Origin of the sequence: Streptomyces sp. NBC_01381 (assembly GCF_026340305.1) — a bacterium.
Lineage (GTDB): Bacteria > Actinomycetota > Actinomycetes > Streptomycetales > Streptomycetaceae > Streptomyces.
On record NZ_JAPEPI010000001.1, the window covers coordinates 2,227,164 to 2,249,181 of the forward strand.

The following is a 22,018-nucleotide window of genomic DNA, read 5'->3' on the forward strand; positions in this document are numbered from 1 at the left end:
AGGGCCACATGACGTACGTACCGAAGGGCAGTGCGGTCGAGCCGCCGTACGTCCTCGACCTCGGTCCCAAGCGGACCGGACTCAGCCATTCCGAGCTACGGGTGATCGAACTGGAGCCCGGCACCACGCACTCCTTCGCCACCGGAGAGAGTGAATGGATCGTGCTCCCGCTGACCGGCGGCTGTACGGTGCAGGCGGAAGGCGAGATCATCGAACTGCTGGGCCGGGACGGCGTGTTCAGCGGAGTCAGCGACTTCGCCTATGTGCCCCGTGATGCCCAGATCCAGATCGCCTCCGGCGCGGGAGGCCGCTTCGCCCTGGCAGGAGCGAAGTGCGAGCGTCGACTCCCCGCCCGCTACGGCTCCGCGCCGGAGGTCTCCGTCGAACGACGCGGCAGCGGCAACTGCGCCCGCGAGGTCCGCAACTTCGCGTCCGCCGACGCCTTCGACTGCGACCGTCTCATCGCCGTCGAGGTGATCACACCGGGCGGCAACTGGTCCTCGTACCCGCCGCACAAGCACGACGAGAACCGCCCCGGCCTGGAGACCGAGCTCGAAGAGATCTATTACTTCGAGATCGAGTCGCCGGGCGGACACGAAGGCTTCGGGTATCAGCGCGTGTTCCCCTCCCGCCCCGGCGGCACCGACGTCCTCGCCGAGGTGCGCACCGGCGACGCCGTGCTCGTCCCCGACGGCTGGCACGGGCCTTCCATCGCCCAGCCGGGGCACGCCATGTACTACCTGAACGTGATGGCGGGACCGGGGCCCGAGCGGGAGTGGCGGATCTGCTTCCACCCCGATCACACGGAGGGATACCGATGACCGTGACGAACACGGTGAGGCTCACCACCGCGCAGGCGCTCGTCCGCTTCCTGTCCCGGCAGTTCACCGAGCGGGACGGCCGTCGGCAGAGGCTCATCGGCGCCACCTGGGGCATCTTCGGGCACGGGAACGTGGCGGGGATCGGCCAGGCGCTCGTCGAGTACGCCGATGAGATGCCCTACCACCAGGGGCGCAACGAGCAGGCCATGGTGCACGCCGCCGTCGGGTACGCCCGCCAGTCCGGCCGGCTCTCCACGCACGCCGTCACCACCTCCATCGGGCCCGGCGCGACCAACCTCGTCACCGGCGCCGCGCTCGCGACCGTCAACCATCTGCCGGTCCTGCTGCTGCCCGGCGACACCTTCGCGACCCGACCCGCCGACCCGGTGCTCCAGCAGCTCGAAGTCCCGTACGCGGGCGATGTGTCGGTGAACGACTGTCTGCGGCCGGTGTCCAAGTACTTCGACCGGATCACCCGGCCCGAGGCCCTGATCCCGGCCGCGCTCGCCGCGATGCGCGTGCTCACCGACCCGGCCGCCACCGGCGCCGTCACGCTCGCCCTGCCGCAGGACGTGCAGGCGGAGGCGTACGACTGGCCGGCGGAGTTCTTCGCGGAACGGACCTGGGCCGTACGCCGCCAGGCGCCCGACCCGCAGGAGCTCGCCGCCGCCGCACGGCTCGTACGGGACTCCCTGCGCCCCCTGATCGTCGCGGGCGGCGGAGTGCACCACAGCGCCGCCGAGGACGCGCTGCGTGAGCTCGCCGACGCCACCGGGATCCCGGTCGCCTCCACACAGGCCGGCAAGGGGTCCCTGCGCTTCGACCACCCGGCGGACGTCGGCGGCATCGGGCACACCGGCACCGCGACCGCCGACGAACTGGCCTGCACCGCCGACCTGGTGATCGGCGTCGGCACCCGCTACAGCGACTTCACGACGTCCTCCGGGACGCTCTTCGCCGCGCCGGACGTCCGCTTCCTCAACCTCAACATCACGTCCTTCGACGGTCACAAGATGGCGGGCACCCCGCTGATCGCCGACGCGCGCGCCGGGCTGCGGGCCCTGACCGGGGCGCTCGACGGCTACCGCGTCACGGACGCCTATGCCGCCGAGTACACCGACGACAAGGTGCGCTGGGAGCAGCGCGTCGACGCGGCGTACGCGGTCGACGAACCCGACGTACGGCCCACTCAGGCCCAAGTCCTCGGCCTGCTCGACGAGTTGGTCACGGAGCAGGACGTGATCATCAACGCCGCCGGGTCGCTCCCCGGTGATCTGCACAAGCTGTGGCGGGCCCGCTCGCCGCGCCAGTACCACGTCGAGTACGGCTACTCCTGCATGGGATACGAGATCCCCGCCTCGATCGGCGTCGCGATGGCCGCCCCGGACCACCACGTCTGGGCGCTGGTCGGCGACGGGACATATCTCATGATGCCCACCGAAATCGTCACGGCCGTCCAGGAGAACATTCCGGTCAAGATCGTGATCCTGCAGAACCACGGGTACGCGTCCATCGGCGGCCTCTCCGAGTCCGTGGGCGGCGAGCGCTTCGGCACCGCCTACCGCTTCCGGGCGCCGGACGGGACGTACACGGATGCCCCGCTGCCCGTTGATCTCGCGGCCAACGCGGCCTCGCTCGGGATGCGGGTGATCCGCGCCAAAACCGTCGGTGACCTGCGCGATGCCCTCGCCGATGCGCGCTCGGCCGACCGGCCCACATGTGTCTACATCGAGACGGAAACGGCAGACACAGTGTCGGGCCCGCCCCCCGCGCAGGCATGGTGGGATGTGCCCGTGGCCGAGACAGCGACCCGACCGTCGGCGGTCAAGGCCAGAGAAGAGTACGACCGGCACGTCACAGCCCGACGCCGCCATCTGTGAGGCCTGTGAGGCCTGTGAGACCTGTGCGAGTGCCGCCGCCAGCTGAGAGTAGGGATGCTTGATCATGACGAAGACCGTCAATCACTGGATCGGTGGGAAGACCGTCGAGGGTGCGTCGGCTACGTACGGTCCGGTGACCGACCCGGCGACCGGCGCCGTCACCACCCAGGTCGCCTTCGCCTCCGTGGACGAGGTGGACGCCGCCGTCGCCTCCGCGAAGGCCGCGTACGAGACGTGGGGCAAGTCGTCCCTCGCCAAGCGCACCTCGGTGCTCTTCGCCTTCCGCGCGCTGCTCGACGCCAACCGTGACGCGATCGCCGAGCTGATCACCGCCGAGCACGGCAAGGTGCACTCGGACGCGCTCGGCGAGGTCGCCCGTGGCCTGGAGATCGTCGACCTGGCGTGCGGGATCACCGTGCAGCTGAAGGGCGAGCTGTCGACGGAGGTGGCATCGCGCGTCGACGTGTCGTCCATCCGCCAGCCGCTCGGCGTCGTCGCCGGCATCACGCCGTTCAACTTCCCGGCCATGGTGCCGATGTGGATGTTCCCGCTGGCCATCGCGTGCGGCAACACCTTCATCCTGAAGCCGTCGGAGAAGGACCCGTCGGCGTCGATGAAGATCGCCGAGCTGCTGAGCGAGGCCGGTCTGCCGGACGGCGTCTTCAACGTCGTACACGGTGACAAGGTGGCCGTGGACGCGCTGCTCGAGCACCCGGACGTGGCCGCCGTCTCCTTCGTCGGCTCGACGCCCATCGCCCGCTACATCCACACCACCGCGTCCGCCAACGGCAAGCGCGTGCAGGCGCTCGGCGGCGCCAAGAACCATATGCTGGTCCTGCCGGACGCCGACCTGGACGCGGCCGCGGACGCCGCGGTCTCCGCGGCCTACGGCTCGGCGGGCGAGCGCTGCATGGCCATCTCGGCCGTGGTCGCGGTCGGCTCCGTCGGTGACGCGCTGGTCGCGAAGATCAAGGAGCGCGCCGAGAAGATCAAGATCGGTCCCGGCAACGACCCGACGTCCGAGATGGGCCCGCTCATCACGGCCGCGCACCGCGACAAGGTCGCCTCGTACGTGACGGGCGCGAAGGCCGAGGGCTGCGAGGTCGTGCTCGACGGCACGGGCTACACTGTCGAGGGCCACGAGGACGGCCACTGGATCGGCCTCTCGCTGCTCGACCGGGTGCCGACCTCCGCGAAGGCCTACCAGGACGAGATCTTCGGCCCGGTGCTCTGCGTGCTGCGGGTCGACACGTACGAGGAGGGCGTGGCGCTGATGAACGCCTCGCCGTTCGGCAACGGCACCGCGATCTTCACCCGTGACGGGGGCGCCGCGCGCCGCTTCCAGCTGGAGATCGAGGCGGGCATGGTCGGCGTGAACGTGCCGATCCCCGTGCCGGTGGGCTACCACTCCTTCGGTGGCTGGAAGGACTCGCTCTTCGGCGACCACCACATCTACGGCAACGACGGCACGCACTTCTACACGCGCGGCAAGGTGATCACCACGCGCTGGCCGGACCCGTCGGACGCCCCGGCGGGCGTCGACCTGGGATTCCCGCGCAACCACTAGCGGCTGCGCGCCGGGCGGTGCGCCCCGTTCATCACCGGCTTCGCCGAGTTCGTCCTCAAACTCCCCCAAGCTCTTAAAGAGCAGGGAGGCACCCCCTCGACGGGCTGGAGATCCAGCCCGTCCGGCGTTTGAGGAGCGGGGTCCGGGGGCCGCTCGTACCGCACCCGTCGTACATGGGAGCCCGCGCCTACTCCCCAGGTAGGTAAGCGGGTTCACCCCGGCGGCTGCCTCGGATGTCGGCCCCCGCCCGTACGGTTGACGCATGGATCTACGACTGCCCAAGCGCGGACTGCTCGCCGCCGGCGCCGCCCTCGCGGTGCTGGTGGGCGCGGGCACCTGGACGGCGGTGGCATCGGACGACGCCCCCGCCGTGCACCGCTCGGACCGCGTCATGGAGATGAGGAGCGCGGGCGGCGCGAAGATCGATACGTCGTACTTCACCGCGGGCGACAGCGACGCGAAGCGCCCGGCCGTCCTCATCGGCCACGGCTTCGGAGGCAGCAAGGCCGATGTGCGGGACCAGGCCGAAGACCTCGCCCGCGAGGGCTATGCCGTGCTCACCTGGTCCGCCCGCGGCTTCGGCAGGTCCACCGGCAAGATCGGCCTGAACGACCCGAAGGGCGAGGTCTCCGACGTCTCCCGGCTGATCGACTGGCTGGCCGACCGCCCCGAGGTGGAGCTGGACAAGGACGGCGACCCGCGGGTGGGCCTCACCGGCGCCTCGTACGGCGGCGCGATCTCCCTCCTCGCCGCAGGGCACGACCAGCGCGTGGACGCCATCGCCCCCCAGATCACGTACTGGAACCTCAGCGACGCACTCTTCCCCGACGGCGTGTTCAAGAAGCTCTGGGCGGGCCTCTTCATCAGCACGGGCGGCGGCTGCGACCGGTTCGAGAAGCAGCTCTGCGAGATGTACGACCGGGTCGCGGTCTCCGGGAAGCCGGACGACCGGGCCCGCGAGCTCCTCGCGGACCGCAGCCCGTCCGCCGTCGGCGACCGCATCAAGGTGCCCGCCCTGATCGTGCAGGGCCAGTCCGACTCCCTCTTCCCGCTGGGCCAGGCCGACGCGATGGCCAAGGCGATCCGCGGCAACCACGCACCCGTCTCCGTCGACTGGATCTCCGGCGGCCATGACGGCGGGGACCGCGAGACGGGCCGGGTGAACGCCCGCATCGGGTCGTGGTTCGACCGCTATCTGAAGGACGACAAGAGCGCGGACACGGGACCGGCGTTCCGGGTCACGCGCACCGGAGGCATCGACTCCACCGATGGCGCCGCCACGTTGCGCGGCGCGAGCGCGGACCGGTATCCGGGCCTGGAGAGCGGCCTCCGCAAGGTGCCGCTGACCGGCAGCGCACCCGGAATCGCGGCCGGGGGCGCGTTCGGGCAGGGCGCCGCCGGAAGCGAGGACCGGCGTGCGGTCGCCGGGCGCGAGCAGAGCTTCGAGAATCCGGCGGGGGCCGCGCCGCCCGCGATCTCCGCGCTGCCGGGCGTCGGAGGCGGCGGCCTCTCCCAGCTGTCCTCGCTCGGCGTCGGCGTATCCCTCGACTTCCCCGGGCAGTACGCCGCGTTCGAGTCGGCGCCGCTGAAGGACGACGTGCGGCTCACCGGATCGCCGACCGTGCGGGTGCACGTGAAGTCCGAGAGCGACGACGCGGTGCTCTTCGGGAAGGTGTACGACGTGGGTCCGGGCGACGAGCAGCCGGTGCTGCCCGCGCAACTGGTCGCGCCGGTAAGGGTGGAGGGCGCGGGAGCCAAGGGCGGCAAGGACGTCGACCTGACCCTGCCCGCCGTCGACCACGACCTGCAGAAGGGCCACCGCCTCCGCCTCGTCCTCTCCTCGACGGACCTGGGCTATGCCTCTCCGGCGGAGCCCACCACGTACACGGTGTCCCTCAAGAGCGACCTGTCGGTCCCGACCGCGCCCGGCGTGAAGACGGCGGCCGCGCCGCTGCCCTCCTGGGTGTGGTGGCTGCCGCTCGCCGGGGCGGTCATCGCGCTCGGGCTCCTGCTGACCGCGCGGCGCCGGACGACGGCGCCCGCGCCGGACCCGCAGCTCGCCGAAGTCCCGCTGCAGATCACGGACTTGAGCAAGCGGTACGCGAAGTCGACGGACCGGTACGCGGTCCGTGACGTGTCCTTCCGCGTGGAGCGGGGCCAGGTGCTCGGCCTCCTGGGGCCGAACGGCGCGGGCAAGACGACGACCCTGCGCATGCTGATGGGCCTGATCCGCCCCGACGCGGGCGAGATCCGCGTCTTCGGGCAGGCGATCCGGGCGGGCGCCCCCGTCCTCTCCCGGGTCGGCGCCTTCGTCGAGGGCGCCGGATTCCTCCCGCACCTCTCCGGCCGGGAGAACCTGGAGCTGTACTGGAAGGCCACCGGACGCCCCGCCGGGGACGCCCACCTGGACGAGGCGCTGGAGATCGCGGGGCTCGGCGACGCGCTTGCCCGCGCGGTGCGGACGTACTCCCAGGGCATGCGGCAGCGGCTCGCCATCGCCCAGGCGATGCTCGGCCTGCCGGACCTGCTGATCCTCGACGAACCGACCAACGGCCTCGACCCGCCGCAGATCCGCGAGATGCGCGAGGTGATGATCCGGTACGCCGAGGGCGGCCGCACGGTCATCGTCTCCAGCCATCTCCTGGCGGAGGTCGAACAGTCCTGCACCCACCTGGTGGTCATGGACCGCGGCCGTCTCGTCCAGGCGGGCCCGGTGTCCGAGATCGTCGGCTCCGGCGACACCCTGCTCGTTGGCCTCGCGGACGACATCTCCGACCCGCTGGTCGACAAGGTCGCCGCGCTGCCCGGCGTGGCTTCGGCGGTCCGCGCCGACGGCGGCCTCCTGGTGCGGCTCGACGGCACGGACGGCGCGAGCGCCGCACGGCTGCTGCCCGAACTGGTGCGCCTGGAGCTGCCCGTGGACGCCCTCGGCCCGCACCGCCGCCTTGAGGACGCCTTCTTGACCCTGATCGGAGGGGACTCCGCGTGAGCGCCATCACTGAGCAAGAGCCCGTGCCCACGGCTGGGCCCAGGCTCGTCGAGACCGCGCCCGGCTACCGCCCGGGGCGGACGCTGCCGCTGCGGGTCGAGGCGGTACGCCAGCTGAAGCGGCGCCGCACGCTGGTGATGGGCGCGGTGATGGGCCTGCTGCCGTTCATCCTGCTCATTGCCTTCGCCGTCGCGGGGTCGCCGGGCGCCGAGAACGGCCGGGTGACGCTGATGGACACGGCCACCGCGTCCGGCGCGAACTTCGCGGCGACGTGTCTGTTCGTGTCGGCGGGCTTCCTGCTGGTCATCCCCGTGGCCCTGTTCTGCGGAGACACGATCGCCTCAGAGGCAAGCTGGTCGTCCCTGCGCTACTTGCTGGCGGCCCCCGTACCGCGAGCCCGCCTCCTCTGGTCCAAACTGGCCGTCGCGCTGGGCCTGAGCGCGGCGGCCATGATCCTGCTCCCTCTGATCGCCTTCGCGGTCGGTACGGCGGCGTACGGCTGGGGCCCGCTGGAGATCCCGACCGGCGGCACGATGCCGGCGGGCACGGCGGCGCAGCGCCTCGTGATCGTCGTGGCGTATGTCTTCGTGTCCCAACTGGTGACTGCCGGGCTCGCGTTCTGGCTTTCGACGAAGACGGACGCGCCTCTGGGCGCGGTCGGCGGGGCGGTCGGCCTGACGATCGTGGGCAACGTCCTGGACGCGGTGACGGCGCTGGGCAGCTGGCGCGATTTCCTGCCGGCGCACTGGCAGTTCGCGTGGGCGGACGCGATTCAGCCTCGGCCGGAGTGGGGCGGGATGATTCAGGGGGCGGCGGTCTCGGTGACGTACGCGGTGGTGCTGTTCGCGTTGGCGTTCCGGGGGTTTGCGCGGAAGGACGTGGTCAGCTGAGGTTCCCTGCCGGGGGTTTTGGTGGGCCTGTGGTGGTGTTCGTACCGGGGCCGCCCGGTTGTCCCGAGGTTGGCGGTTCCGGGCCGGGTGTAAAGGGCGCTCCTTCGTCGCGTCGGCTGCGCCGATTCCGCTTCGCTCCACCCTTGACACCCAACCCTCCACCGCGCGAAGCCATATGACCGGGCGGCCCTGGAAGCGGGGCTCTCGGGGACCGCCGGTCGGGTCATCAGGCTTCGCGGCCGGGTGCGGACTAGTTCGTATCAGTGCAGCCGAGTGGGAGGGGTGCGCGGTCGGTTCGGGGATGGGTGGCCGGTTTCGTCAAGCGTCTGCCGACCGGATCTTCCGGCCCTGACCGGGAGAGAGAGGGGGTGTGGGGAACCTACTTCGGCAAAGTTGCGTTTCGTAGTGCCGCGCGCCCCCCTTGTGTCAGAACACTACTTTTCCAAAGTAGGTCCCCCACCCCCCCCACCTGCCCATGACCGTGACGGTCACCCCGGAAGATCCGGCCGGTAGACGCTTGACGAGACCGGTGCCGATCCCCGGACCGGCCGCGCACCCCTCCCACCCGGCTGCGCTGATACGAACTAGTCCGCACCCGGCAGGAAAGCCGGACACCCCACGGACCCGTCCCCGTGAGCCCCGCTTCGTGGCCGCCCGGTCAATTCGCCTCTCGCGGTGGAGGGTTGGGTGTCAAGGGTGGAGCGCAGCGGAATCGGCGCAGCCGACGCGCAGCGCAGCGGAGCGCCCTTGATTCCCGGCCCGGAACCGCCACTCTCGGGAGAACCGGGCGGCCCCGGCGCCGATCAAAGCCACAGGCCCGGCAAAGCCCCCCACCGCACACCACGCGGAACGTAACCTCGTAGGGATGGCGCGTACAAGGGGAAGGGGACGGGGCCGGCAGCCCCAAGTCCTGCCCGGGCACCGGGTGCGGGAAGCGCCGGAACCTGCGGCGCAAGGCCCTGACCGGTCGTGGCTGCTGGGCGTCGGCGCGGCAGTCGCAAGCGTGAGCGTCGTCGTGCTGATCGTCGTCCTGGCGCCGCGCCATCTGCTGGGCTGGGACACCGCCGGGGCTCGTGTCCCGGACCGCGCGAAGGCGATCAACGACATTCGGACCACCCTGCTCCAAGGGCTGGCCGGGATGGCTCTGCTGGTGGGAGCGTTCTTCACCTGGCGGCAACTGCAGGTGACGCGATACGGGCAGCTCAGCAACCGATTCACCGCCGCGGTCGAGCAGCTGGGCAGTCCGAGCGTGGAGGTACGCATCGGCGCGGTCTTCGCCCTGGAGAGGGTCGCCGTCGACTCCCGGGACGACCGCGCCACCGTCGCCGAGGTGCTCTGCCTCTTCGCTCAGCGCAACGCGCTCGCCACACCGCTCGATGCCCGTCCGACCCCCCGCGACATCGCGCACAGCCATGAAGTGGCCTTGGCGCACGCGGGTGACTCCCTGCTGGTCGTGCGTTCCCCGGATGTGCACGCTGCGGTCACGGTGCTCGGACGTGCTCCGCGACCCGAGGGTCAGGAACTGCGTCTTCAGCGAGTGGATCTACGGCGCTCGATGCTGGACTACGCGAATCTCGCCGATGCGGACCTGCACTATGCCGATCTGACGAACGTGCACCTACAGGGCGCCAATCTGAAGAGAGTCGACCTGTCCGGAACGTGGCTGGTCAGAGCCATTCTCATGAAAGCCGACCTGCGGCAGGCCTCTCTGCGGTCCGTACTGCTGTGTCACGCCCGGCTCGACGGCACCGACCTGCGGGCCACGGACCTCAGCAATGCCGATCTGACGGCGGCAGTCGTCGATGGTGCGCGATTCGAGATGGCCGATCTGCGCGGCGCTGTTCTGACGGGCACCAACCTGGCCGAGGCCATGCTCACCGGTGCCGTGGCCGACACCACCACGGTCTGGCCCCGAGGGTTCGACGCGGCAGCCGCCGGAGTGCTCCCGGCACAGGACGCGCCGCCGCTGCGACCCCTGAGCCTCTTCCCGCAGGACCCCGCGCATGGCGGGTGAGGATCGTCATGGCCCGGCTCGTCGTAGCCACATCGAGACGCTTCCGCAACATCCCCGAGCGATCCCGCCGCCCGCCCCCGGCGTCACAGTCACGAGTGCTGACGAAGCAAGGGGGACCACCATGCGGACCTGGAAGATACGGCAGGCGTTGGTTGCCGCTGCCGTGGCCGGTGGGTTGCTGATCACCGGATGCAGTGGGGGCGGCGGGGGCGAGCGTGCCTCCGACAGCGCGGACAAGAGCCGCGGCAGCGGCGGTGCCACGGGGCCGATGCCCGCGCCTGCCATGCCCTCCGCGCCGGACGGCGACCAGCGGCAGGAGGACGGTGCGGAGCGGGACTTCGCGCCGCCGCCCGACTATCTCTCCACCTTCGCCCTCGATGTCGACACCGCCTCCTACGGCTTCGCCCGCCGCACCCTCGCGGAGGGCAGGCTCCCGGACCCGTCGACCGTGCGGCCGGAGGAGTTCGTGAACAGCTTTCGGCAGGACTATCCCCGGCCCGAGGGCGACGGGTTCTCCGTGAATGTGGATGGGGCCCGCACTGACGCGGATGGGTGGTCGATGATGCGGGTGGGGCTCGCGACCGGTGCCGGGGAGTCGCAGGGCGAACGGCCGCCCGCCGCCCTTACCTTCGTGATCGATGTCTCGGGCTCCATGGCCGAGCCGGGGCGGCTCGACCTCGTCAAGGAGTCGCTCGGCATCATGACCGACCAGCTCCGCGACGACGACTCCGTCGCGCTCGTCACCTTCAGCGACAGCGCGGAGACCGTCCTGCCGATGACCCGTCTCGGGGGCCATCGCGGCAAGGTGCACTCGGCCGTCGATCGGATGGAGCCCACCCAGTCCACCAATCTTGAGGCGGGCATCCGGACGGGGTACGACACCGCCGTGCGCGGTCAGCGCGAAGGTGCCACCAACCGTGTCGTGCTGCTCTCCGACGCCCTCGCCAACACCGGTGAGACCAGCGCCGACGGCATCCTCGAGCGGATATCCGACGCCCGTCGCGAGCATGGCATCACGCTCTTCGGGGTGGGTGTCGGCAGTGACTACGGGGACGCCCTGATGGAACGCCTCGCCGACAAGGGGGACGGGCACACCACCTACGTGTCGGACAGCGAGGAGGCCGAGAAGGTCTTCTGCGAGCAGCTGCCGGCCAACATCGAGCTGCGTGCCCGCGACGCCAAGGCGCAGGTCGCCTTCGATCCCGAGACGGTCGAGCGGTTCAAGCTCATCGGGTACGAGAACCGAGACGTCGCCGACGACGACTTCCGCGACGACAGCGTGGACGGCGGCGAGGTCGGGCCCGGACATACCGTGACCGCGCTGTATGCCGTACAGATGAAGCCCGGCGCGAGCGGGCACGTGGCGACCGCCAACGTCCGCTGGCTCGACCCCGACAGCCGTGCCCCGCACGAGGAGTCGAATCAGATCGAGTCGGGGGACTTGGAGGGCGAGCTTTGGGGTGCGGACGGTGGGCTGCGGACCGCTGCGGTCGCCGCTTACCTCGCGGACGCGCTGCGGCGCGGGACCTCGGGGGCGACCGAGCCCGGCGACCCAGCCGTGCGGCCCGACAGCAGCACCAGCACGTCGACGTCCACGGACGGTCCCACACCGGAGCCCCGGTACACGTCCGGCACCGGGCAGCCCCTGCCCGGCGCACCCGACCTCAGCGAACTCGCCCGGCACGCCGAGGACTTGCCCACGGGCGCGGACAGCCGGGCCGTGCGTGATCTCGTCACGGCCGTCCAGCAGGCCGACCGCCTGACCGGAGGGCACGGAGGCGGAGGCAGCGGTGAGATGCGGGAGTGAGCGGTCGCTTCCGGTCAGCCCCGGCACAGCTCCTTCTCCGCCCGGACCGGATCGTTCGGGAAGCGGAAGGACGTGCGTTCCCAGGAGCCGGTGATGTTGCGCCAGAACCTGTCGGGCGTCATCGGGTCCCGTGTGGCCGCCCGCAGCTCGGCTAGCTGCCCGCAGCCCAGTGCCCGGCGGGCCGCGGCGACGCCCGTCGGGTCGAGGCCGGCGGGGAGTTCGCCGTCGCCCCGGTCGGCGAAGATCCACGCGTCGGGCAGCCGCTTGTCGTGGCCCACCCGGCCGGGGATCCGCTCCGAGTGGGCCGCCAGGGGATAGGCGAGCCCGATCGGGTCGAGCGCCGCCCCGTTCAGCGGGACGACCGTGCCGCTGAAGCCGAGGGTGCTGTAGACGCCGGTGACGGTAGGGGAGTTGGCGGTGACGGGGGTCCTGGCGAGGAACAGCGTGGGCGTGCCTGCGCGGGCGGCGTCGCGGACGAGACGGGCGTAGTCGGCGTTGGCGCCGTAGCCCGCGAAGCTGTGGTGGAGGGGGTGCGGGGCGGCGTTCTGGCGTACGTACACACCGCGCTCGTCCGCCACTCCGCCGGGCCCGATCAGACCCGCGTACGGAACGCGCAGCCAGCCCGCGCAGACCACGGCCCACAGGGCGACGCCGAGCGTCGCCATGGCCCAGGCGCGCGTGAGGGGCACCAGGAAGACGGGCAGGAGCATGAGCAGCAGGCCCGGCAGGAACATCCGGCCGTGCATGAAGTCGCCGCCCACCTTGATGACGTAGGCCCAGCAGAGCAGCCCGGCGACGACGGGGGCGAGCGCGGGGACCAGCGGCGGCATGACGGCCCGCCCGCGGCCCGACGGGAGGACCGCGACCACGATCAGCAGGGCGGGCATCCACAGCAGATAGGGCCCGGCGAAGTCCGTGAGGTAGAACACCCCGCGGACCCACAGGCTCTGCGAGGCCTCCTTGGTCACGCCCGGCAGCGGCATCAACTGCCCGTAGTAGCCGACCCGGAAGATCTCGTACGCGAGAGGCAGCGCCATCGCCGCGCCGAGCCCGCCGAGCGCCACCCACCGCGAAGGACGCACCATCAGCCACTGCGCGCCGAGGAACACGGCGGATACCAGCGCCAGGTCCGGTCTGACGAGCGGGCCGAGGCCGAGCACCACGCTGGTGGCGACCGAGTACGGCCGCGATACGAGCAGCAGCCAGGCCCCCGCGAGCCAGCAGGTGGCAAGGCCCGTCTCCAGGCCCGAGGTGGCGAAGTCCCAGACGGGCGGCAGCGCGAGGAGCACGAGGCAGCCGAGGGGGAGGATCCGGGCCGTCGAGTACAGCCGCAGCGCACCGAGCGAGGCGAACGCGAACCCGGCAGCCGTGAGCAGCAGCCCGCCGTACATCGCCGCCGTCGCGATGTCGATGCCGGGCAGTCCCACGAGCGCGAGCAGCCACTGCCAGAGGGTGCCGGTGGAGGACTCGGCGCGTTCGCCCGCGTTGAAGACGGGTCCGTTGCCCGCCAGGATCTGACGGACCGTACGGACATAGATGTGCCCGTCGTCGGACATCCAGCGCCGCCGGAACCCGGCGACCGCGATGAGCAGGGCGGGGAGCAGACAGAGTGCCACGCGTACGTAGGGTCGCGGGGTGGTCAGGGGGCCGCCGCGGTTGCTGTTGAGCAGCCCCAGGGCGGCGTCCGGCTCACGGCTGTAGGAGTGCGTCGGCGTCATGTTCTTACCGTCGATCACCGGCTTCGCCGAGTTCGTCCTCAAACGCCGGACGGGCTGAGATTCCCCCGGCCGGGTCTCGTCTCAACGACCGGACGGCCGGAACCGGCTCAGCGAATCTGCCGCCCCGAGATGGCCCTGGCGATCACGAGCCGCTGGATCTCACTCGTCCCCTCGAAGATCGTGTAGATCTTCGCGTCCCGGTACATCCGCTCCACCGGATGCTCCCTGCTGTACCCGGCGCCGCCGAGCACCTGCACCGCCTTCTCGGTCGCCGCGACGGCCAGTTCGCCTGCGCGCAGCTTGGACATCGAGCCCTGGCCCGCGTCGAACCGCTTGTCGTTGCGTGCCATCCAGGCCGCCTGCCAGATCAGCAGCCGCACCGCCTCGATCTCGGTCCGCAGATCGGCGAGGGCGAAGGCGATGGACTGGTTCTCGATGATGGGGCGGCCGAAGGCGACCCGCGAGCCGGCGTAGTCGAGCGCGTACTCGTACGCGGCCCGCGCGATGCCCAGCGCCTGCGCGCCCACCGTCGGCCTGCTCACCTCGAACGTCGCCATCGCCGCCTGGCCCCGACCCTTGCCGCCGCCCTCGCGGACCCGCGCGAGCCGCGCGTCCAGACGCTCCTTGCCGCCGAGCAGGCAGTGTCCCGGCACGCGTACGTCGTCCAGGAAGACGTCCGCCGTGTGCGAGGCCCGCAGCCCCAGCTTCTTGATCTTCCGGGCGCCTTCGAGGCCCCGCGTGCCCGGCGGCACGATGAACGCCGCCTGCCCGCGCGACCCGAGGGCGGGGTCGACGGACGCGACCACGACGTGCACGTTCGCTATGCCGCCGTTGGTGATCCACGCCTTCTGGCCGCTGAGGGTCCACTCGTCGCGTGCCGCGTCGTACGTCGCGCGCGTCCGCATCGCCGAGACGTCCGAGCCCGCTTCGGGCTCCGAGACGCAGAACGCCGCGACCTTGGGGTCGTCCTCGTCGCCGAAGCACTGCGGCACCCACTCCGCCAGTTGGTCCGGCGTGCCCGCGGAGAAGATCCCGGCCACCGCGAGGGATGTGCCGAAGAGGGCCATGCCGATGCCCGCGTCGCCCCAGAAGAGCTCCTCGTTGGCGATCTGGAGGGAGAGTCCCGACGGGTCGCCGAAGAGGTCGGCCAGGGACTCGAAGCCGTAGAGGCCGATCTTCGCCGCCTCCTGGATGACGGGCCAGGGCGTCTCCTCGCGCTCGTCCCACTCGGCGGCCGCCGGACGCACGACGCCGGCCGCGAAGCCGTGCACCCAGTCGCGCAAGTCCCGCTGCTCTTCGGTCAGTTCGAAGGAGAAGGGCATCGCCGGGTCACCTCACGCCTTCGGGATGTCGAAGTAGCGGGTCAGACCGGAGGCGAGCGCCACATCGCCGGCGATCTTGACCTTGCGCATCATGAACATCGTCACGGGGCTCGCGTTGCCGGAGACCAGCTTGAGGAACTCGGCGTCGGACATGATGAGCGTGACGCGCGGCTCGGCGTCCGAGCGGCCCTCGCGGACGGTGCAGGTGCCCTCCGCGATCTCCGTCTCGTACACGATCTCGTCGACGCCCGTGATCTTCCAGCGGATCAGTGCCTTGAGCGAGCCCGCCGCGTCCGGCTTGAACTGCCGCTCCATGCGGGCGAAGACCTCCGCGAGGACGCGGGCGCGCAGCTCGCCGTCCTGGGCGATCTCGGTGATCTCCTTGCCGGACAGGCCCTTCACGATCTTCGCGAATTCCTCGGGGGTGACGTTCGCGAAGTCCAGACCGGCGATTCCGTCCGTGCCGCCGATGCCGCCGGTGCCGTTGTCCGCCATGGCAATCTCCTTACTCTTTAGTAAACTTACTGTTGGGTAAGATAGGCCCGACCTGAGAGGGTGGCAAGGGTGACGGTGAACAGGAGTTCCGAGGGACGTCGGCGGCGCGTTCCGCGCAAGGAGCGCGAGCAGCAGATCATCGACGTGGCGGTGCGGGTCTTTGCCAAGCGTGGCTATCACGCCGCGTCCGTGGACGAGATTGCCGAACTCGCGGGAATCTCCAAGCCGATGGTGTATCTCTACCTCGACTCCAAGGAAGGCCTCTTCCTCGCCTGCCTGCGCCGTGAGGCCGACCGGCTCGTCGCCGCGTTCCAGGGGGCCGCGCGGGCCGGGGGCGCGGCGCCCGAACTGCGGCTGCACGCGGGTCTTTCGGCGTTCTTCGCCTTTGTCGCCGAGCACCGCGACAGCTGGGTCGTCCTGCACCGTCAGGCGTCGGAGCTGAGCGAGACGATCGCGGCCGCCGTCGCCGACGCCCGCCGGGCGGTGATGGCGCAGGTGGCGGGCCTGGTCTGGGACGGCATCACGGAGAGCGGCGGCGGCGCGCCGCGGGTTCAACTCTCCGACGAGGACGCGGACTTCGTCGCCCATGCGCTGGTCGGCGCGGCGGACTCGCTGACCGACTGGATGGGCAGCCACCCGGACCAGTCCCCGGAGGGGGTCACGCTGCGGCTGATGAACATGGTGTGGGTCGGGATGGGCCGCGTCCTGGAGGGGGAGGTCTGGGTGCCGGCGCGGGAGTGAGCTCCCGGGGCTCGCCCAGTTCTTCGCTGTCCGCGCCATTGAATTTTCCCTACGCTTGAGTAAGTTGACCTCCCAGTAAGTACGCAACGCACCGCATCACCTCTGCACGTCAGCTGGTAGCCGGAGCCGGGAGCCGTCATGGGCGTACGCAAGGATCTGAAAAGAGCACAACGCCACAGCGAGCTGGCGGAGCGCACCACCGTCGAGATCGTCCGGGACGAGCACGGGATCGTGCGCGAGGCGAGCGTCGCCCCGCTCGCGGCGACGGCCACCGCGGGCAGTACCGCCGACATCCCCTTCACCAACGCCGCCGAGGCGCCCGACGCCGTCGTCCTGCGCCGCAAGCAGGGCGACCAGTGGCGGCCGGTCACCGCGGCGGCCTTCGCGCGGGAAGTCACCGCCGTCGCCAAGGGGTTGATCGCCGCGGGACTCGAACCGGGCGGCCGTGTCGCGCTGATGTCCCGTACCCGGTACGAGTGGGCCGTCCTCGACTTCGCGATCTGGGCGGCGGGCGGGCAGAGCGTGCCCGTGTACGCGACATCGGCGGCCGAGCAGATCGAGTGGATCGTGCGGGACTCGGGCGCGGGACTGCTGATCGCGGAGAACCCGGAGAACGTGGCGACGGCCGAGGCGGCCGTCGCGGACCTCGCCGAGCCGCCGCGCGTCCTGTGCATCGACGACGGAGCCGTGCTCCAACTGGTGCAGGGCGGCCGGGAGTTGTCCGACGAGGAAGTGACCAAGCGGCGGTCCGCACTCACCCCGGACTCCATCGCCACGATCTGCTACACCTCGGGCACCACGGGCAAGCCCAAGGGCTGCGTCCTCACCCACGGCAATCTGCACGCCGAGGCAGCGAACACGGTCGACCTCCTCCACCCCGTCTTCAAGGAGATCACCGGCCAGGTCGCGTCGACGCTCCTCTTCCTGCCGCTCGCCCACATCCTGGGCCGCACCATCCAGATCGCCTGCATGCTCGCCCGCATCGAACTCGGCCACTGCCCGAGCATCAAACCGGACGAGCTCCGCCCCGAACTCCGGTCCTTCAGACCCACGTTCGTCGTCGGCGTCCCGTATCTCTTCGAGAAGATCCACGACACGGGGCGCGCGACCGCCGAGAAGATCGGGCGCGGCGCGTCCTTCGACCGGGCCGAGGGGATCGCGGTGCGGTTCGGCGAGGCGTACTTGAACAAGTTCCTGGACAAGCGCGGGCCCGGACCCTCGATCGGGCTCTATCTGGGCTGGGCGCTCTACGAGTTGCTCGTCTACCGGCGCATCCGCAAGGAGGTCGGCGGCAGGCTGCGCTACGCGATCAGCGGCGGCTCACCCCTCGACCGCCGCCTCAACCTCTTCTTCTACGCCGCCGGGATCGTCATCTACGAGGGGTACGGCCTGACGGAGACCACCGCCGCCGCGACCATCACCCCGCCGCTGAAGCCCCGCCCCGGCACGGTGGGCCTGCCGGTGCCCGGCACCGCGATCCGCATCGCGGACGACGGGGAGGTGCTCATCAAGGGCGGCATCGTCTTCGGCTCGTACTGGAACAACCCGGCCGCCACGGACGCCGTGCTGCGGGACGAGTGGTTCGCGACCGGAGACCTCGGGGCGCTCGACGACGACGGCTATCTCACCATCACCGGGCGCAAGAAGGACCTCATCGTCACCTCCGGCGGCAAGAACGTCTCCCCGGCGATCCTGGAGGACCGGCTGCGCAGCCGGGCGCCGGTCGGCCAGTGCATCGTCGTCGGCGACAACCGCTCCTACGTCGCCGCGGTCATCACGCTGGACCCGGAGGCCGTCGAGCACTGGCTCTCCGTGCGCAAACGCCCCAAGGACACCCCGCTCGCCGAACTCTGCCGGGACCCGAAGATGATCGCCGAGGTCCAGAAGGCCGTGGACTACGCCAACTCGGCTGTCTCGCGCGCCGAGTCAGTCCGTAAATTCGTCATCGTCGAGGGTGAGTTCACCGAGGACAACGGGCTGCTCACGCCATCCCTGAAGATCAAACGGCACGCGGTGGCGACGGCGTACGCGGGCGAGATCGAGGCGCTCTACGGCGAGTGAAGGGTCACGGGTCTCCCGGGGCGCGTACGACTTCGATGTGCTGGTGGTGGGCAGCTCCGGTACGCGTTTCGCTTGTACCCGGAGCCTGGCCAGGCGAGGGCACTGGCGCGGGCGTTCGGGTGCGCCCGCGTCGTGTTCAACGATGCCGTGCGCGCCTGCCGTGACGCCCATGCCGCGGGCCGTCCCTGCCCTTCGCACCGCGCAGGCCGAGCGCGCGATGTTGCGGCTGCCGGAGTGAGGGCCTGCTCGGACTACTTGGAGAGGAGCCGTTCCAGCCTGCCCCGTGCCTCGCTGTCCCGCGGCAGATGCACGGAAACGCGCAGATCCTGCCGGGTGGCGGGGTGCATGACGAGGTGATCGAAGGTCATCTCGCCCATGACCGGGTGGACCACCGACTTCGTTCCATGGGATTCGGAACGTACGTCGTGCTGGTCCCACAACCGCGCGAATTCCGGATTGTTTTCGTAGAGCTCGCGCTGGATCGCGGTGAATCGCGTATCGCCGGGGAACGCGGCGGCCGCGCTGCGGAAGTCGGCCACGACCTGCGGTGCCAGACCGGACCAGTCGGCGAAGAAGGACCGGTATCGAGGTTCGCTGAAGAACAGCACCAGGCAGTTCTCGCCGCTGCGCGGAACTCCGAAGACCGCCTGAGCCGATGAATTCGTCAGGACGTAATTCCACCAACGGTCCAGTACATAGGCGGGATACGGCAGCCATGAATCCATGAGCCGTTCGAGCTCGGGCAGTTCAGGTGCCTCCGCGGGCGCCACGGCCGGCGGCGGAACGAGCCCCACAAGGCGGTGCAGGTACCCGCGTTCTGCCGCGTCGAGGCCGAGGACGCGGCTGATGGACTCCACGACCGACCCCGACACCTGGATGTCCCTGCCCTGTTCGAGCCAGGTGTACCAGGAGATGCCGATCCCGGCGAGCGTGGCGACCTCCTCACGGCGCAGGCCCGGAGTCCGCCGCAGTCCGCGGCCCGGAAGCCCGACGTCCTCGGGCATCACCCTGGCGCGACGCGAACGCAGGAAGTCACGCAGATCCTCCCTTCGCCGCCGGTCGTGAACCGCGCGATCGGAGTTCGTGTCGTGGGTGGTGGTCATGACACCACCATAAGTTGGCTCTCCGCACCTCCCGGCAACAGAGAGCAGCATCTTCAGGTGAGCGCGAACGGCCGACAGCTCATGTCCAGACGGCCGACAGCTCATGTCCATTCGTATCCATTGCTTGAATTGCCGGGGATTCCATGACGCAGAACACGTACGACGCAGCCCGTTTCGAAGGCTTCGACGCGGCCCGTTTCGAAGGCAAGGTGGCCTTGATCACCGGTGGCGCCACCGGGATGGGTCTGGCGACCGCGCGGCGCCTGCTCGACGAGGGCGCGAAGGTCGTCATCACCGGCCGCAGCGAGGACCGCCTCAAGCGCGCCGCCGAGCGCCTCGACGCGGGCGACCGGCTGCTCGCGCTGCCCGCCGACGTCGCCAAGCCGGCCGACCTCGACCGGCTGATGGGAGCGGTGCGGGAGCGCTTCGGCCACCTGGACGTGGTGTTCGCCAACGCCGGTGTCGGCGTCTTCAAGCGGATCGAGGAGTTCACCGAGGAGGACTTCGACAGCGTGGTGGACGCCAACTTCAAGGGCGTCTTCTTCACCGTCAAGCACGCGCTCCCGCTGCTCAAGGACGGCAGCTCGATCGTGATCAACGCTTCGTGGACCCACCACAAGGGCCTGGCCATCGGCTCCCTGTACGCGGCGACCAAGGCGGCCGCGGCCAACCTCACCAAGACCCTCGCCAGCGACCTCTCCGACCGCGGCATCCGCGTCAACGCCGTCAGCCCCGGCTACATCGACACCGACATGTTCCGCGAGTCGGTGCCGACCGACGAGGCCCGCGAGGCGAGCCGCCAGGACGTGGTGCTCAAGCGCATCGGCACCCCGGAGGAGGTCGCGGCCGCCGTCGCCTTCCTCGCGTCGCACGACGCGTCGTACGTCAACGGAGTCGACCTCCTCGTCGACGGCGGCGTCGCCAACTCCATCCCCGCGTGACCGGCACCCGTGGCGCACAAGCACTCGCACTCGCACTAAGGAGCGCAAGAGTTGTCTTCCCGTTCAGGTGGGCGAACCCGGGGATCGAACCCCCAAGTCACGTTGATCGCGGTCCTGTTGACCCTGCTGATCCTGCCCACCTCGGTCACCGGGTCGGGCGTGGCCCTGCCACACATCGGCCAGGACACGGACGCGTCCCTTGATGCCCTGCAATGGGTGGTGCACGCCTACAACTTGACCTTCGCGAGCTTCATGCTGGCGTGCGGCGCGCTGGCCGACCTGCTCGGGCGGCGGCGCGTGTTCGCCGTCGGTGCGGTGCTGTTCACGGTGGCCTCGCTGGTCAGCGCGGTGGTCAGCGACATCTACGTACTCGATCTGGCGCGTGCCGTGGCCGGTGTGGGCGCCGCGGGTCTCCTGACCAGCGGCAGTTCCATCCTCGCGACCAGCTTCGACGGCGCCGCCCGCACCCGGGTGTTCGCCGCCGTCGGCATCGCGACGGGCGCGGGTCTCGCGCTCGGCGCGATGGTGGCCGGCGTCCTCGCGGACACCCTCGGCTGGCGCTCCTTCTACGGCGCGCACGCGGTGCTCATGCTGCTCGTGCTCTTCGCGGTGCCGTTCATGCAGGAGTCCCGCAGCGAGTCCGCCGCCAAGGTCGACTGGCCGGGCACGGCCACCTTCGTCGGCAGCCTCTTCCTGCTCATGCTCGGCATGGTCGAGGGCCCGCAGTGGGGCTGGGCGAGCCCGGGCGTGCTCGGCTGCCTGGTGGGCGCGGTGCTCCTGATGGCGGTCTTCGTCCTGGTGGAGAAGCGCCGGCCGCACCCGATGTTCGATCTGTCGCTGCTGCGCAACGCCAGGTTCATGGCGCTCTGCCTGATCCCCGTCGTGGTCACGTTCGCCTTCGTGATCCTGCTGCCGCTGCTCCCGAACTACCTGCTGGTCGCGAACAATTCGACCAGTCAGGCGGCGGGCAGCACCATGCTCCTGATGACGCTGCCCATCCTGCCCACGCCGCTGCTCGCGGGACGTCTGGTCAAGTGGGGCTGGTCGCCGCGTTCGGTCTTCGCGCTGAGCCTGGCCTGTCTGACCCTGGGTGTCGCCTGGCTCGCCGTCGTCCTGGAGCCCGGCATCGGCCTCGGAGCCCTCGCCGGACCGCTGATCCTGCTCGGCATCGGCCTCGGCCTGAACTTCGGCCTGGTCGACGGCGCGGTCCTCACGGTGGTCGCCCCCGAGGCCACCGGCACGGCGGCCGGGTTCCTCAACACCCTGCGCCTGGGCAGCGAGGCCGTGGTCATCGCCGCGGTGGGCTCCGCGCTCGTCAACCTCGTACAGAACTGGCTGAACGACGGCCTCGACAAGTTCCCCGCGTACAAGGGCGATCCCGCCGACCTGGCCAACAGCGTCAACTCCGGTGATCTGAGCGGGCCGTTGGAGAAGCTGCCGGAGAAGGTGCAGCCCAGCTTCTTCGACTTCGTGAGCGAGGGCTTCACCGGCGCCTGGCAGGCGGTCCTGTGGGCGAGCGCCGTGATCTGCGCGCTTCTCTCGGTGGCGATCTACGTGATGCTGTCCGAGAGGAAGAAGGGCGTGACGGTCGCCATGGGCGGCCCCGCGGCGACTCCCGAGCGGAGCGAGGCCACCGTGGATAGCCTGTCCTGAGGTCGGCCCATCGGCT

15 protein-coding genes and 1 pseudogene are annotated in these 22,018 nt (G+C 70.6%); 12 read left to right on the forward strand and 4 right to left on the reverse strand.

Annotated features, from left to right (window positions below; all coding sequences use genetic code 11):
* Positions 1–8: 8 nt before the first annotated feature.
* The 7 genes from iolB to OG453_RS10670 all read left to right on the forward strand — a co-directional run bounded on the left by iolB (position 9) and on the right by OG453_RS10670 (position 11,968).
* Entirely contained in the window at positions 9–821 is an 813-nt protein-coding gene (gene iolB / locus OG453_RS10640) for a 5-deoxy-glucuronate isomerase (RefSeq protein ID WP_266866784.1), read from the forward strand.
* Positions 818–2,701 carry a 3D-(3,5/4)-trihydroxycyclohexane-1,2-dione acylhydrolase (decyclizing) gene (iolD, locus tag OG453_RS10645; protein ID WP_266866785.1) on the forward strand — a complete coding sequence of 628 codons (1,884 nt, stop codon included), beginning with the start codon at positions 818–820 and terminating at the stop codon, positions 2,699–2,701. The genes iolB and iolD overlap by 4 nt, the downstream gene beginning before the upstream one ends.
* Before the next feature lie 64 nt (positions 2,702–2,765).
* On the forward strand, positions 2,766–4,268 hold the full coding sequence (gene mmsA / locus OG453_RS10650; protein ID WP_266866787.1) for a CoA-acylating methylmalonate-semialdehyde dehydrogenase: 1,503 nt from the start codon (positions 2,766–2,768) through the stop codon (positions 4,266–4,268).
* A gap of 262 nt (positions 4,269–4,530) precedes the next feature.
* Positions 4,531–7,257, forward strand: a complete 2,727-nt coding sequence (locus tag OG453_RS10655; protein WP_266866789.1) for an alpha/beta fold hydrolase — start codon at positions 4,531–4,533, stop codon at positions 7,255–7,257.
* A complete protein-coding gene (locus tag OG453_RS10660) occupies positions 7,254–8,147 on the forward strand; it encodes an ABC transporter permease (protein WP_266866791.1) in 894 nt (297 codons plus the stop codon). The genes OG453_RS10655 and OG453_RS10660 overlap by 4 nt, the downstream gene beginning before the upstream one ends.
* Before the next feature lie 1,003 nt (positions 8,148–9,150).
* Positions 9,151–10,161, forward strand: a complete 1,011-nt coding sequence (locus tag OG453_RS10665) for a pentapeptide repeat-containing protein (protein WP_266866793.1) — start codon at positions 9,151–9,153, stop codon at positions 10,159–10,161.
* 121 nt (positions 10,162–10,282) lie between these two features.
* On the forward strand, positions 10,283–11,968 hold the full coding sequence (locus tag OG453_RS10670; protein ID WP_266866795.1) for a VWA domain-containing protein: 1,686 nt from the start codon (positions 10,283–10,285) through the stop codon (positions 11,966–11,968).
* A gap of 14 nt (positions 11,969–11,982) precedes the next feature.
* Here OG453_RS10670 and OG453_RS10675 read toward each other — a convergent pair whose 3' ends face one another.
* From OG453_RS10675 to OG453_RS10685, 3 genes are all read right to left on the reverse strand, one after another.
* Complete coding sequence (locus OG453_RS10675) at positions 11,983–13,686, reverse strand: hypothetical protein (RefSeq protein WP_266866797.1); 1,704 nt, start codon at positions 13,684–13,686, stop codon at positions 11,983–11,985.
* Between the two features lie 107 nt (positions 13,687–13,793).
* Positions 13,794–15,008 (reverse strand): acyl-CoA dehydrogenase family protein, encoded by a 1,215-nt coding sequence (locus OG453_RS10680; RefSeq protein ID WP_266866799.1) that lies wholly within the window; start codon positions 15,006–15,008, stop codon positions 13,794–13,796.
* A gap of 12 nt (positions 15,009–15,020) precedes the next feature.
* Entirely contained in the window at positions 15,021–15,503 is a 483-nt protein-coding gene (locus OG453_RS10685; protein WP_266866801.1) for an SCP2 sterol-binding domain-containing protein, read from the reverse strand.
* Between the two features lie 69 nt (positions 15,504–15,572).
* Here OG453_RS10685 and OG453_RS10690 point away from each other — a divergent pair, with 69 nt between their 5' ends.
* The 3 genes and pseudogenes from OG453_RS10690 to OG453_RS10700 form a co-directional block, all read left to right on the forward strand.
* Positions 15,573–16,244, forward strand: a complete 672-nt coding sequence (locus OG453_RS10690; protein ID WP_266866803.1) for a TetR/AcrR family transcriptional regulator — start codon at positions 15,573–15,575, stop codon at positions 16,242–16,244.
* 138 nt (positions 16,245–16,382) lie between these two features.
* Positions 16,383–18,305: a long-chain fatty acid--CoA ligase gene (locus OG453_RS10695; protein ID WP_266866805.1), complete on the forward strand. Its 1,923-nt coding sequence runs from the start codon at positions 16,383–16,385 to the stop codon at positions 18,303–18,305.
* A 72-nt stretch (positions 18,306–18,377) separates the two neighbouring features.
* Positions 18,378–18,461, forward strand: a pseudogene (locus OG453_RS10700) (helix-turn-helix domain-containing protein); the annotation flags it as partial.
* A gap of 95 nt (positions 18,462–18,556) precedes the next feature.
* Here the strand turns inward: OG453_RS10700 and OG453_RS10705 are convergent.
* Positions 18,557–19,408 carry a helix-turn-helix transcriptional regulator gene (locus OG453_RS10705; RefSeq protein ID WP_266866807.1) on the reverse strand — a complete coding sequence of 284 codons (852 nt, stop codon included), beginning with the start codon at positions 19,406–19,408 and terminating at the stop codon, positions 18,557–18,559.
* A gap of 143 nt (positions 19,409–19,551) precedes the next feature.
* Between OG453_RS10705 and OG453_RS10710 the strand changes: the two genes are divergently transcribed.
* Together OG453_RS10710 and OG453_RS10715 are read left to right on the forward strand one after the other, a co-directional pair.
* Positions 19,552–20,349: an SDR family NAD(P)-dependent oxidoreductase gene (locus OG453_RS10710; protein ID WP_266866809.1), complete on the forward strand. Its 798-nt coding sequence runs from the start codon at positions 19,552–19,554 to the stop codon at positions 20,347–20,349.
* A 117-nt stretch (positions 20,350–20,466) separates the two neighbouring features.
* The gene (locus OG453_RS10715; RefSeq protein WP_266866811.1) at positions 20,467–22,002 is read left to right on the forward strand and encodes an MFS transporter; all 1,536 of its coding nucleotides are present in this window, start codon (positions 20,467–20,469) and stop codon (positions 22,000–22,002) included.
* Positions 22,003–22,018 lie beyond the last annotated feature (16 nt).

Excerpts from the sequence above, each read along its gene's own strand:
- iolB (WP_266866784.1), top strand. The coding sequence starts at position 9 with ATGACGTACGTACCGAAGGGCAGTGCGGTCGAGCCGCCGTACGTCCTC.
- OG453_RS10710 (WP_266866809.1), top strand. The coding sequence starts at position 19,552 with ATGACGCAGAACACGTACGACGCAGCCCGTTTCGAAGGCTTCGACGCG.
- OG453_RS10680 (WP_266866799.1), bottom strand. The coding sequence starts at position 15,008 with ATGCCCTTCTCCTTCGAACTGACCGAAGAGCAGCGGGACTTGCGCGAC.
- OG453_RS10685 (WP_266866801.1), bottom strand. The coding sequence starts at position 15,503 with ATGGCGGACAACGGCACCGGCGGCATCGGCGGCACGGACGGAATCGCC.
- mmsA (WP_266866787.1), top strand. The coding sequence starts at position 2,766 with ATGACGAAGACCGTCAATCACTGGATCGGTGGGAAGACCGTCGAGGGT.
- OG453_RS10655 (WP_266866789.1), top strand. The coding sequence starts at position 4,531 with ATGGATCTACGACTGCCCAAGCGCGGACTGCTCGCCGCCGGCGCCGCC.
- iolD (WP_266866785.1), top strand. The coding sequence starts at position 818 with ATGACCGTGACGAACACGGTGAGGCTCACCACCGCGCAGGCGCTCGTC.
- OG453_RS10670 (WP_266866795.1), top strand. The coding sequence starts at position 10,283 with ATGCGGACCTGGAAGATACGGCAGGCGTTGGTTGCCGCTGCCGTGGCC.
- OG453_RS10695 (WP_266866805.1), top strand. The coding sequence starts at position 16,383 with ATGGGCGTACGCAAGGATCTGAAAAGAGCACAACGCCACAGCGAGCTG.
- OG453_RS10705 (WP_266866807.1), bottom strand. The coding sequence starts at position 19,408 with ATGACCACCACCCACGACACGAACTCCGATCGCGCGGTTCACGACCGG.
- OG453_RS10675 (WP_266866797.1), bottom strand. The coding sequence starts at position 13,686 with ATGACGCCGACGCACTCCTACAGCCGTGAGCCGGACGCCGCCCTGGGG.